This is a genomic window from Anaerobacillus sp. QJM3NY_32 (assembly GCF_056173645.1).
Genome location: NZ_CM149684.1, coordinates 1,438,844 through 1,452,133, shown reverse-complemented (window position 1 = coordinate 1,452,133; position 13,290 = coordinate 1,438,844). Strand labels below are relative to the sequence as shown.

11 protein-coding genes are annotated in these 13,290 nt (G+C 39.5%); all 11 read right to left on the bottom strand.

Translation table 11 applies throughout. The annotated features are described in order from the left end of the window. Window position 1: 1 nt before the first annotated feature. The 11 genes from yknW to AC0VYH_RS07770 all read right to left on the bottom strand — a co-directional run bounded on the left by yknW (window position 2) and on the right by AC0VYH_RS07770 (window position 13,246). The gene (gene yknW / locus AC0VYH_RS07820; RefSeq protein ID WP_475367093.1) at window positions 2–682 is read right to left on the bottom strand and encodes a YknW family membrane protein; all 681 of its coding nucleotides are present in this window, start codon (window positions 680–682) and stop codon (window positions 2–4) included. Window positions 683–922: 240 nt separating this feature from the next. Next, the gene (locus tag AC0VYH_RS07815) at window positions 923–1,126 is read right to left on the bottom strand and encodes a hypothetical protein (RefSeq protein ID WP_430242300.1); all 204 of its coding nucleotides are present in this window, start codon (window positions 1,124–1,126) and stop codon (window positions 923–925) included. A 342-nt stretch (window positions 1,127–1,468) separates the two neighbouring features. Next, the gene (locus tag AC0VYH_RS07810) at window positions 1,469–2,713 is read right to left on the bottom strand and encodes a DHH family phosphoesterase (protein ID WP_475367092.1); all 1,245 of its coding nucleotides are present in this window, start codon (window positions 2,711–2,713) and stop codon (window positions 1,469–1,471) included. A 249-nt stretch (window positions 2,714–2,962) separates the two neighbouring features. Continuing rightward, entirely contained in the window at window positions 2,963–4,525 is a 1,563-nt protein-coding gene (locus AC0VYH_RS07805) for a fatty acid--CoA ligase (protein ID WP_430242304.1), read from the bottom strand. Window positions 4,526–4,704: 179 nt separating this feature from the next. Continuing rightward, the gene (locus tag AC0VYH_RS07800; protein WP_430242306.1) at window positions 4,705–5,301 is read right to left on the bottom strand and encodes an LOG family protein; all 597 of its coding nucleotides are present in this window, start codon (window positions 5,299–5,301) and stop codon (window positions 4,705–4,707) included. 47 nt (window positions 5,302–5,348) lie between these two features. After that, the gene (locus tag AC0VYH_RS07795) at window positions 5,349–5,810 is read right to left on the bottom strand and encodes a GNAT family N-acetyltransferase (protein ID WP_475373616.1); all 462 of its coding nucleotides are present in this window, start codon (window positions 5,808–5,810) and stop codon (window positions 5,349–5,351) included. Window positions 5,811–5,929: 119 nt separating this feature from the next. Next, window positions 5,930–6,643 carry an NAD-dependent deacylase gene (locus AC0VYH_RS07790; RefSeq protein ID WP_475369050.1) on the bottom strand — a complete coding sequence of 238 codons (714 nt, stop codon included), beginning with the start codon at window positions 6,641–6,643 and terminating at the stop codon, window positions 5,930–5,932. 187 nt (window positions 6,644–6,830) lie between these two features. Further along, on the bottom strand, window positions 6,831–7,655 hold the full coding sequence (locus AC0VYH_RS07785; RefSeq protein WP_475368797.1) for an STAS domain-containing protein: 825 nt from the start codon (window positions 7,653–7,655) through the stop codon (window positions 6,831–6,833). Window positions 7,656–7,870: 215 nt separating this feature from the next. Then, on the bottom strand, window positions 7,871–9,442 hold the full coding sequence (locus tag AC0VYH_RS07780; RefSeq protein WP_475367088.1) for a glycine betaine uptake BCCT transporter: 1,572 nt from the start codon (window positions 9,440–9,442) through the stop codon (window positions 7,871–7,873). 193 nt (window positions 9,443–9,635) lie between these two features. After that, window positions 9,636–9,923 (bottom strand): HNH endonuclease, encoded by a 288-nt coding sequence (locus AC0VYH_RS07775; RefSeq protein ID WP_430242314.1) that lies wholly within the window; start codon window positions 9,921–9,923, stop codon window positions 9,636–9,638. Window positions 9,924–10,003: 80 nt separating this feature from the next. Continuing rightward, on the bottom strand, window positions 10,004–13,246 hold the full coding sequence (locus AC0VYH_RS07770) for a DEAD/DEAH box helicase (protein ID WP_475373615.1): 3,243 nt from the start codon (window positions 13,244–13,246) through the stop codon (window positions 10,004–10,006). Window positions 13,247–13,290 lie beyond the last annotated feature (44 nt).

The following is a 13,290-nucleotide window of genomic DNA, read 5'->3' as shown; positions in this document are numbered from 1 at the left end:
CTTATATTCCTGACATATTATTCGTTACACCAGTGATTACGGCGCCGCCAATTGTAAAAACAAAAAGGATAATAGCGATTGTCCATACGAGTCCTTTGGGCCATTTAGCAGTAATGCGAAGACCTAGAGCCGTCAGTATAATCGTCCAGATTCCAAAGATCTCAATACCATTCAGAAATCCACCTAGAAATCCATCTCCACTTACTAAACTACCAAGACTTGTGTAGAGCTTATCAACTGTGCCTCCGACAATAGCAATAATAAGTCCATTAAGAACAGCACCTATTGCTCCAATAAACCCAATATACGTATTCATCGAGAAGAATTGTTTGAACGTAGCTTCTGAGCTTGTTGCTTTATTAATCAACCAAAGAATAAAGCTACCAACGAGGATGGATAATACCGGACCAACGCCAACCGACACGATTGTAATGATTTTAGTAAATAAAATAAGACCGTCAACATTTTCTCCCTGTAAATCCCCTGTAGCGAACTGCTCTTCGAATCCTGGCCCAAGTATCATCAACCACCCGCCGATCAGTGATAATACCGTAACAACGAGTAAGGGCAACCATACTTTAGGAGCTTGTCGGATATGGCTTAACTGTTCTCCAGGACTCCAAATCATTCCAAGTAGTGATGGCTTTGCTACATTTCCTTTTTCTTCATAATCTTCGTTCATTATGTACACAACCTTTCAAAATAATGTCATCTCTTTCTACGACTCTAACAGAAAAAGGTTCCATTATTTTTGAAAAATAGTTATTTTTTCTAAAAGGCGTCACGTTAAAAACACAAAAAAAGCTGATTATTTCATTTTGAAATAATCAGCCTCCAGCTACACTGATAGCCGCTCTCTTTATGAACAAAGTTCACCTAAGAGTTACATGCCCTAATGGCTCTACAACGCACAACGTTACGTCTAGCTATAGTGCAAACGCAGCTTCATGATGTAATCGACATCACCAAATTCGAGAGATTCTAAGATCTCTTCTTCTGAGAATCCAGTAGCGGTCGCGATCGTCCTAATGTACGGTTTCTTCTCAAACTTTAAGCATCGTTCCCTGGCTTTCTGTGTCTGGTAAAGGACTTGCGAATAGCGATTGTTAAAGATCATTCGCTTCACTGATTTCTCCTTTCACACCCATTATGCATGCTCGCAACGCTATGGTTGAGTGCCATGGGCATGTAACCTTCTATACCCCGGGATCAAAGAAAAGAAACAGATTTTGTGCACTGATCAGCGCCAAGAGTTCTCTCCCTCGTCGTCTTCAAAAATGGCTTCGTGGTTTCGCATGCTACCATACAAATAAAATAATAGGAAGAAAACAAATAGGAAGCTAGCTTTTTTCATTCAGGATTACCTCATAGACACAAAACGACTGTGCCTCTTTCTATCCTTTTATTTTAACGAAATAAGAAAACAAAATGATGAAAAATCGATGTGAATTCTATATGAAAAAGACGCTCAGCTAAGAGCGTCTTCTTCTTGATGAAGCATTGACTTGATCATATAGTGATAGCGATCGATGATTTGTTTCTTTGTAAGAGGAAGAATACGGACAAAGTCTTCCACGACTTCCTTATCAGAACGGAGCCACGCATGATAAGAGCGTTTGACGTATCGTTCTGCATCCTCAAAGTGTTCGAAGTCGTTCTTTTCAACCTCGCCGCGGCACATGATTTCCCACTGATCATTTCGACTAGGACGAATGTAGATGATTTTCCCTTCATGATTCTCATAGAAAGAGCCACTTTCACTGTTTCGCTCATTGAGCTTATTCCGTTCAGGATCTTTACGAAGTGGCTTAAGAGCGAATGATGGCGCTACAAAAATACCAAACGTGTCTTCATTCATTTCACAACCTGAAGCTTTAGGGTGGCCTCCGCCTCCATAACGTGAAGCAAATTCAGAGACATCTGCTTCATCATGAATCGTTCGAAAACCAAGTCGTCGGCTTCCATCATTGATGATCGTAATGAAATCAAGATGTGGATTTCGCTTATTTAACTCATTACCAAGTTCTGAATGATACGATTCAGCATGAACAAGACCGATACAGTATTCATCCACTTCCATTTGAACGAGCTGACGATTTTTCTGATGAATGTAACGCTCGATTTTCCGCTCCTCTAGATCAAGAATCATTTCTTCTGATTCATTGAAAGCAAAGGAATCGGGATCTCGCGTTAAACGCCTCAGCATCTCGGATTTAAATGTTTCTCTTCCCATAATAGAAAATAGATCATTCAATCGTTTCGCATCGACCTCATTATCCTCTTCCCATTCCCAAGTATCGTACTTTCGTACAAGCTCAAGAAACTGTTCTAACGATTCCAAGCGCTCAATTTTCTCTTTCTCCAACAGAAACTGATAAAAAAGTGTTGCGGCACACGTTTTTTTATCTTCACCTGGATCAACAAAACCCCATTCGTAATCGTTAAAATGCATCGCTGTAGCATGATGATCGATCATTTGGACATGACTTCCTTTTTGATAACGCTCCTCCAAATGTTTTTCAACATGCTCATTCACAGATAAATCAGTAATGAACACCGGATCTCCGCTGTTTTGTAGAAGAAATGATTCTACCCTGTCATCTAAATTACGATATGTACAATGTGTGATCTCAGCTTCATTCTCAAATGCCAACTCGGCAATAAGAGCACAGGCCGTTCCATCAAGATCACTATCCGTAAATAATTTAATCATGAGCAACTCCTCCTATTCGATGTTAGTATGTACGCCATTTCAAAATTCATGAATATACGAATCATTGAAAAAAGCGAGCGAATGCCCGCTTCCTTCCTACAATTTTTCAATTATACAGGTCTTTCGCAATCCCTGTCCAATATAAAAGAACAAAATCCATTTACACGTGAATGAGTCATTTATCGAAGGATTAACACTATTATCTAATATTGCTTTAATAGCATCCCCGTTCTTAGCTAGTTTTAGCGTTTAGGATTCATTTGTTTTAACTTGATACTTTTCTCGCAAGCGGAACTTTTGTATTTTGCCGCTAGCATTTCGCGGAAGTTCTTCTAAGAATAAATATTTCCGAGGGCGCTTATAGTCAGCAAGGTTTGGACTTTCTTTACAATAACGATCGAGTTCTGCCTCTGTTAACCCTTCCGCTTTCTTCACAATAATAGCAGTGACGATCTCTCCCCACTTCTCATCTGGCTGCCCTAGTACCGCCACATCTAAAACTCCTTCATGACCATGGAGAACATCTTCCACCTCTCTCGGATAGACGTTTTCCCCACCGGAAATAATCATATCATCCACCCGATCCGAAACGTAAAGGTAGCTATCTTCATCCATATAGCCGAGATCTCCTGAATGATACCACCCTTTATACATCGCTTCATTCGATGCATCAGGGCGATTAAAATATCCCATCATCATACATGGTCCTTTTACAATAATTTCACCTACTTCTCCAGGAGGAAGCACGTCATCAGGTTCTGAAGGACCTCGTTCATTTGGACGAACAACCCTTACTTCATGGTTTAAGGCTGCTCTTCCTGCAGAACCTACTTTTGTTAACTGTTCGTGCTCATCAAGAAATGTTACAGCTGGGCCCATTTCAGTCATCCCGTAAGCTTGAATTAAATGAATACCAAGCTTTTCTTTTACCGAAACGACAAGAGAAGGCGCCATTGGGGCAGCACCATAAAGCCCTACCCTTAAACTACTTCGATCATATTTACCGTAATCTTCTTGAAGAATCATATTCCACATCGTTGGAGCCGCAAAGAAAACTGAAATTTTCTCGTTTTGAATGACTTCAAGTACTTTCTTCGGTTCGAAGTGATGAACAATAACATTTGCTGCACCAAAGTGTACTCTCGGTAAAAAGTTACAGTGCAATTCTGCACAGTGGAACATTGGCGCTGCCACAAGTCCCCGGTCGGCTTGTGTAAGCTTTAAAGAGGCTCCACATAAGATGCTTTGCTCTAACATATTACGATGGCGATGCATGACACCTTTAGGTCTACCAGTCGTTCCACTCGTATACATAATCGCATACGTATCGTTCTCATCTACTTCAGCTACTGGCTCTTGATCATGCGAAAGACGAACATGTTTCTCGTAGCTCTCGGCGTATGAGGGTTCATGATCATCGATTGACCAGAAAGAAACATTCGGATACTGAGACTGTATCTCTGAAACAATCGGTTCGAGAGCACGTTCAAATAGGAATATTGATGGCTTCGCATCTTCAATAATGTAAGCGATCTCATTAGATTTCAATCTAAAATTAATTGGATTAATGACAGCTCCTATTTTCGCACTAGCAAAATAAAGCGTAGCTAATTCCACAGTGTTAAATAAAAAGGTCGATACCCGATCTCCCTTTTTAACTCCTGCATCTAATAAAGCATTAGCGAGGCGATTCACTTCACTATTCCATTCCTTATACGTCCATCTTATATTTCGATCTACATCAACTAGCGCTTCTTTCTTACCATACTTTTTTACCGTTTGAAGGAATAAAGAACCGATGGTTATATACATTTAGAAACCTCCACATCTTTCTTCTCTTATATTTGGTTTGCGTATGTATAGTTCCATTTTCACAGAGATAATCCCTTCTTTTTCGTCTGAATACTTAATTAATTCAGGCGTGTTTATTGAATAAACAATCATACTTTTAAGTATAGGAAAGCACAAAAAAATACCGGAATGTCCGGTATTTAAATGCGATCACTTATATCATCCTGCTTCCATTTATTCATCATAGGAACCGAATGTCGACTTATCATCGCAACAAGTTTCTCAGGGTTTTCTTCTGTAAGCAACGGCTCCATATATTGCTTATGAAGAAAGCCTTCCTCTACCATGTGCTCAAGCATGAGATAAAAGCGTTCATAATAGCCTTTTGTATTCAGGAGTCCAATCGGTTTATTATGATATTCAAGCTGATACCAGGTGAATATCTCCGTTAATTCTTCAAGGGTTCCAATTCCACCAGGTAACGCTATGAAAGCATCTCCTAACTCATACATCTTGGCTTTACGTTCATGCATTGTATCGACTATAACTAAGTTCGATAGCTCTATGTGAGTCACATTATCATATATTTTACGAGGAATGATCCCTGTCACTTTGCCTCCAGCTTTTAAAACCGATCTTGCTAGCGCCCCCATTAGCCCGACATTTCCCCCACCGTAAACCACTTCAATATCCTTCTCTGCAAGCTCCTTGCCAAGCTGCTCAACGGCTTCAAAATAGTGGTTATCAACATTCTCACTAGATCCACAAAAAACAGTCATCCGTTTCAGTTCATTCAATTTTAGATCCTCCCCCCATCATTTCAATTAGACAAATAAGAATTTAGTTATAAGCTTTTCTTCATATTAATATTAGTTGTTTTAAATCCTAATCGCTCATAAAGGCGAATTGCTTTTGTATTATGACCAAAAACATGAAGCGAAAGTCCTTCAATGTCTTTTTCCATTAACAATACTTCCAGTGCCTTTATGGCTTCAGTTCCAAAGCCTCTACCTTGCTTATCTTCATTTACTGCAAACTCATAGATAAATGCTTCCTTTGCTTCGTTATCCTCCTTTACCCATAAGATTCCTACCTTTTCCTCTATAGCTGCATTTACAATGGTATACAGGAAATGATCTTCGGTATGCCTTCCTTTAGGCAATAATCGTTCAAATTCCTGCTTAGACTTTTCATACGCTTCTTCTTTCCAGTTTCCTGCCGAAGCTTTTTCTGCTGCATAACTATCAATCGAAACTTCAAGAAATTGTTTATAATCATAATCATTCATTGGTTGTAATACTATCAAACACCGACATCTCCTTTCTATCTCTTTTTATCTTACTATTAAATATGTTTGAAAAATAGTGTAAATTCGACCATAAAAAAACACCGATATCCATCGGCATTTTTTTATGTTTCCATGTTCTATTGTGCTTTAGCTTCTGCAAGATCATTTAGAACCTTGCCTATTTTATCATGAATAACAAGGTCAGCTGCGCTGTCATACCCTGTTTCCTCCTGATTAACAATAACTAACTTAGCACCGTTACGTTTCGCTTCCATCGGGAATACGTTCGCGGGTGATACTTCTAGTGAAGATCCTAGAACGATAAATAGATCAGCCTTCTTCGCTTCCACTTTCGCCTGATGAATCGCGTTCATTGGAAGTGGTTCACCAAATAATACAATGCCAGGTCTGTTCAATCCCCCGCAGTGGCAGACAAAATCATCATTCATGTATCTTTCACTTGAAGCTTTTTCTCCACATTCATCACAATAAATCGATCGCAATGAGCCATGCATTTCCGCAACGTTTTGACTACCGGCCAACTGATGAAACCCATCAACGTTTTGAGTCAGAATACAACCAAGCTTTCCGCTTCGTTCCCAATCAGCAAGATGATAGTAACCACTATGAGGAGAAGCTTCGTTTAGCTTTTGTATTCGTTGCTTATAGAATCGAACAAATAAATCTCGTTCGTATTTCATCGCATCTCTGCTTGCAAATTGAAGCGGGTCTACCTCATTCCACATTCCATCGAGTGCAGATCGAAAGTCAGGCAAACCGCTTTCTGTACTCATCCCTGCCCCTGTTAAAACAACAGTATGTTTGGATTTATTAAATAGTTCCGTAAGCATAGAATCACCAGCTTTCATTTATCCAATAGTTAACCATTCACATATTTTCCGCTTTCTAAACCACTTGTCCCGTTTTTTGTTATCTAATCGTAAGGTCGTTTTATCTTTTTTTACAATTTAATATGGATGAGTGGGGTTATCAACCTTGATAAAAACTGCCCTTCACATAATGTGAGGGCAGTTTCACTTAAGACATATTCACTAAATCGGCTAGTGCTCGCTTTAATGTTGAGTATGTGTTGGCCTGACCAAAATTTGTTTCTAGCTTTACGACTGATAAGGCTATTTCTGGTTTGATTCCACTAATTCTCGCTTCCACTCCAACAAGCTTAAGAGCTTCAATAATTTGAAAGAGCTGTTGAATGACAAATGTATCAACGATGGGAACCCCTGAGAGATCGATTACAAAATAATTAAGATTGAGATTCACGGATTGATGAAGAGATTCCTCCATGATTAACTTCGCCCGGTATGTATCAATCGTTCCAATCAAAGGTAGAACGGCAACGCCATCCATAATAGGCACGACTGGTGCTGACAATTCAAGAATCTCTTTACGAGACTGCTCAAGTAAATTTGTTTGATAGTCAACATAAGGAATACTAAAGTAATAAACGACCAAATTCATTGTATAATCTAGCTTTGAAATCATTTCATAAAGCTCTTCAATGCCCATGCCTTGCTCAATCGCATATTCCTTCAATACTTCACCTATAAAATTGCGATAATGAGGCACCTCACTTAACATCGCATCAAGCGTTGTTCCGATTCTTGCACACTCTTCCCCAGTCTCAATACCCCACTCTTTAATCTTCTGCTCACTCTCAACGTCATCAAGCGCTAACGCTTTAGCATAGACGGTGACCAATTCAATACGCATTGGGAGCAGTTCATTAGATAGACTCTCCAATTGATCTGGGAATTTTTTATTTTGCTCTACTGTAATTAAATGTGCAATTTCCTCTTTACGATCGAGGATTTTTTCACTTGTGGATTGCAACCTTACCGTCATCTTTCATCCCCACTTATCCATAATATCCTATATGCTAAATCATTTTATAACGGCGGAGGGTAAAAGTAAAGATTGAGCGACCGACACCTGAGTTAATGAATGAGGATAGTGACATATTGAATTCTTTACGGTTTATGTTAATCAATTCAATGAGTCAAATTAGTATATGCAAAAAAGAAAAAAGACGATAAGGAAATCCTTATCGCCTCAAATCTCTATTTTGTAGCAGGTGCAGTTGAATCTGTAGGTTCAGAACCTGCTTTTTTTTCTTTTCGTTTTTCTTTTTTAGGCTTTGGATCTTTCGCCACTAAATATTTCTCTTTCTTTAAAGCTTTATAGAAGGACACGGTCATTAATATCATAATAATGGAGAACGGCAATGCTGCGAGAATCAATACATTCTGCAACGCCTGTAATCCACCAGTGTATAGAAGTACCGCAGCCATAGCTGATTGTGTAACCCCCCACGTTAGCTTCACGCTTGTACCAGGATTTAAGGAACCGTAAGTTGTTTGCATTCCAAGAACAAACGTTGCGGAGTCAGCTGAAGTAATAAAGAATGTACCGATTAGGGTTATCGCTATAATTGATAAAATAAGCCCTAGAGGGTAATTCTGGAACATACCGAAGAGAGATTCCTCTGTTGCTAGAGACGCAATATCAGCAATTCCCTGCTGTTGAATGTTGATACCCGAAATCCCAAATGTTGAGAACCATAGGAAGCCAACAATCGAAGGAACAAGAAGTACAGTTACGAGAAATTCTCGGATCGTTCTTCCTCTTGATACGCGGGCTATAAAGATCCCTACGAATGGTGACCATGAAATCCACCAGGCCCAATAGAAAATTGTCCAGTTATTAATCCATTCACGGTTCTCTGGATTTAATGGCGCAATACGGAAGCTCATTGCCATTAAATTGGTTAGATAAGAACCGATTGTATCTGTAAACATATTCAGAATATAAACAGTAGGTCCTAGAATGAACATCGCTAGGAAAAGAACTCCTGCTAATCCTATATTCGCATTACTTAAGTATTTGATTCCTTTTCCGATCCCTGACCAGGCTGAAATCATGAATAGTACCGTAACGACGCCGATAATAATCAGCTGTGTACTAAAGCTATTTGGTACATCTGTTAGGAACGATAAACCACCGTTAATTTGAACGGCACCAAATCCTAATGTTGTCGCAACACCAACGATTGTTGCAAAAACCGCTAGCGTATCAATAACTTTACCAAAAAGACCATTCACGCGCTCACCAAAAATTGGATATAAAGTCGCACTAATTAAGCCGGGACGATCATGTCTAAATTTAAAGTATGCAAGAACTAACGCCACAATGGCATAAATTGCCCAGGCATGAATACCCCAGTGGAAAAATGAATACTGCAAAGCTTCCTTAATGGCAGCGGGTGAACCAGTTTCTGCCGTAGGCGCATTAACAGCGTAATGGGACATCGGTTCCGCTGTACCCCAGAAAACCAGTCCAATACCCATACCAGCACTAAATAGCATGGCAAACCAGCTTAACCTTGTAAATTCAGGCTTCTCGTCGGGCTTTCCTAGCTTAATTTTCCCGTACGGTGTGAAAATAATAAACACACAAAAAATAACTAACAGTGTTACAAGAATTAGATAATACCACCCAAACTTATTCGAAATAAATGTTTGGGCACTCGCCGTCAACGACTGTAATGTGTCTGGAGAGATCGCTCCCCAAGCAACCATTAATAAACTTATAATGAGCGTGCTCCAAAACACGGAGGATACTTTTCCTCTCATACACTTCACCTCTACTTAAAATAATTTTCTTTTCCTATAGCTTAAGAATTAGTACCTTTTTACCTATATCTACATATACCACTATAAAAAATGTCGAAACACCGAATTTTGAATCTAAACTAACTCATTTTCGAGATTTTTCAATTAACGTTGCATTTTATAAGGATTTTAAATAAAAAACCGACTTGAAAATTTATTTTTTCTGCTTTCGACTGTTTGCCTTCTTCGTTTTAACACTCTTCGTTCCTGGCTGTTTTTTTATCCACTTCAAATAACGACGAATTCGATCGTCTTCTTTGAGCTGTGGAATGGTATTGAGCCTAATAGCAAGCTCCTTGTTCGTATAAAGAGCATGGATTTGCTTATGACAAGGCACACATAGCCAGGCGGTTGGTTTGAAAGAACCGCCTTCTTCTTTAGGGGTTAAATGGTGAAGCGTGCATTTGGTAACCGTTCTTCCACATAATTCACACACCTCCATCTAAACACCCCTCTGTAAGGTATTGTTTGTTACTTTGATAAGAGCTATTCAAACTACATAAATGCCTTAAGTTCTAGCGATTAGATGCTCAGAATATCTTTTATTTCATCTTCAGATAGACTAGAGATCATCGTTTCTCCAGGTTGGATAACTTTCTCTATGAGTTCTTTTTTCTTTTGCTGAAGCTCATAAATTTTCTCTTCAATGGTACCCTGGGTAATTAACCTCATAACTTGAACAACTTTTTTCTGTCCGATTCGGTGAGCTCGTCCCGCAGCCTGTTCCTCAACAGCTGGATTCCACCACAGATCATACAAAATAACCGTATCGGCGCCAGTTAAATTTAAACCTGTTCCTCCTGCTTTCAATGAGATAAGAAAAATTTCATTCTCACCATCATTGAATCGCTCGGTCATTTCAACTCGATCTTTCGAAGGCGTCTGACCATCCAAATAGAAAGCGGAATAGCCTAAATCCGTTAGCTTTTGATGAATGATCTTTAACATGCTCGAGAATTGCGAAAAGATCAGGAGACGTTTCTTGTTTTCGATTGATGTCGTAACAATATCTAAAAGCTGCTCAAGTTTACCCGATTGACCCTGGTAATTTTCAACGAATAAAGACGGATGGCAGCATAGCTGCCTTAAACGAGTAAGGCCAGCCAGTATTTTCATGCGATTTTTTTGGAAACCATCTCCAGCAAGGCTTTCTTTAGTTTCCTGCTGAATACGGTACAAGTAGCCAATGTACAGTTCTTTTTGCTGTTTTGTTAGCTCTGATACTTGAACCGTCTCAATCTTATCAGGAAGCTCTTTAAGTACATCCTTCTTCACACGTCTTAGAATAAATGGCTTGACCATTCTCGAAATTCGCTCATGTGGTAAATTTCTGAACGTGGATTGATCCGGGAAGAATCCAGGCATAATCGAGTGAAAAAGTGCCCATAGTTCATCAAGTGAATTCTCAATTGGAGTTCCGCTGAGTGCAAACCGCTTCTTAGCACTTAACTGTCTCACAGCTTGTGAGGTCTTTGTGGCAGGATTCTTAATTGCCTGAGCCTCATCAAGAATAACGGAATCAAATTGAATGGTTTCATAATGGGCAATATCCTGCCTGAGCGTCGGATATGAAGTTATCCAAACATCTGGCTGAAGCCCTTGACTTAGAAGCTCTTTCCGCTCATTTGGCGTACCAGTATTCACTTCAATCTGAAGTCCAGGAGCAAATTTCTCAAACTCCTTTTTCCAGTTATAAATAAGTGATGCTGGTGCGACAACTAGCGCCATCGCTTCTGGATTATCTTTTTTCTCAGACAGCAAGTAGGCAATGCTTTGCAATGTCTTACCTAGTCCCATGTCATCTGCAAGAATCCCACCCAACTGATAATGGGCAAGTGCTTTTAGCCATTGATAGCCCGTCATTTGGTACGAGCGAAGATCAGCTTCTAGCCCTGTAGGAAGATCAAACTGAAGGTCTTCTGGGTGCTTTAAACGAGAGATAAGGTCTCGGAAAGCCTTGCTATAACGTGAAGCGTGCTTTCCACCGCTCATTCTTTCGTCGAGCTGGAGTCCTCTATAGAGTGGCAGATGAAGCTCTCCTCTTTCGATATCTTTTTCTTTTATATTCAGGTCGTCGAATAGCTGACTAACATGTTGAAAATCTTCATTTTCAATTGAAACGAAGGCACCATTCGCAAGGCGATAATAGCGATCTTTTTCGATCACGGCTTTAAGAATATGAGAGATTTCTTCTTCATCCAATCCCTTCATGTCAAAGCTTACATCAAGCCAATTTCCACTATGATCCATATCTACTGATGTTACTGGAGCCGATGATTCATCCAATAACCAACCCCGTGCAGATTCTGTTAGAAACACATCAGCAAGGTCATTTAGTTCTGGGATCGTCCAGTAAAGAAAGTCAAATATCACCGCTTCATCTTCTGCATATAGCTCTTTACCGTTGAATTTTAGTGATGCTTGTTCAATAAGAGACATAATCGTTTTTTCCTTTTCACTGTCTCTTAAGACAATGCCTCCCTGGTCATTTACGATCCGGGAATCATCTTTAAAAGGATTGATCACATCTTCGCCATATTCATATTCAACGTTAACTAGAAGTCGCTGTCCTTCTGCATTTACATAGACTCTCGCACGCAAATCAGGGTTAATGATTTTTTCATTGATCTGTTCAGAGATCGTTACATCCCCAAGCTTTTTGAGACCTGGAACGACCTGAGAAAGGAATGGTTCAATCTGTGTTTGAGAAATGGATAAGTCACTTTTTCTAGCCGCACTTCGAAAATGAGACAGATCCCTTAATAAGGACTGCTGTTTTTTCGACAGTTTGTAAAGCTTCTCATCATGAAATAACCATCCATAAGTAGGAAAATAAGCGGCACTTTGAAACCCATTTAACTGTAGTACGTAATCATCATCCCGCTGTTCAATTTCAAACGAAAATGGTAACCCACCATCAAAAAGCTCGGTCTCTTCATAAAGCGTCCGATTGTATTCAAACCGAATCAATCGATTTTGCTTTAAAAACTCTGAAAGAAACTCGTTCGCTGTCAGTGGGGGTAAAATCAATTCACGGTTTTCAGTAAAACGCCCCCAGTTATCAGGTAAATCCAAATAAACCTTCTCATTCCTTCTTATTGCGAGTAGAAGTTGAATAAAAGGCTCATCGAGTTCATGAAACGTATGTTCATCTGGTTCATAACTGAACTTTTTCGTAAACAAATAAGATTGCTCATCAAGAACCGCATCTAGAAATGCGCGAATATCTTTCACGACATATAAACGGTTTATCCCCACTTTAAGTTCAAGTGTCCACGGAGAATCCCCTTGAGATTTACGAAGCGTTGGGTAAGAGCTCGCTTTCAATGTAAACTCAATCTTCAACTGATCCGATCTCAATCTTGAGCGATTCGCTTCGGGTTGATAATCACTTAATACTTGAATGAGCTGATTTGTTTCACTGTAGCTTCGTGGTGATTGAGGTACCTGTGATGGTTTTTCCTTTTCACTTTCTTCCGGCCCCTTCTCGCTGATTGCAATAAGCACAGCAGCAAGATGCTTACAAGTGCCATATGTTTCAAATGCTTGACACTCACAAGACCCAAACCAGTTATCACCAAGTAGCTCAATTAACACGCCATATTCAGAACTTCCGTTTACATAAGCTCGATAAGACTGATCTTCTTTATCATATGTAAGCTCAGATACGCGCCCATTCTGAAAATAGGTGAGACCTCTTTGATAGAAGCTCACTGGAAAACGTTCTTTTATTTCACTTTTAGTAAACATAGAAAAATGCTTCATATCCACATCACATCAATTCCAATGGTAGTAGTAACCTTCATTAT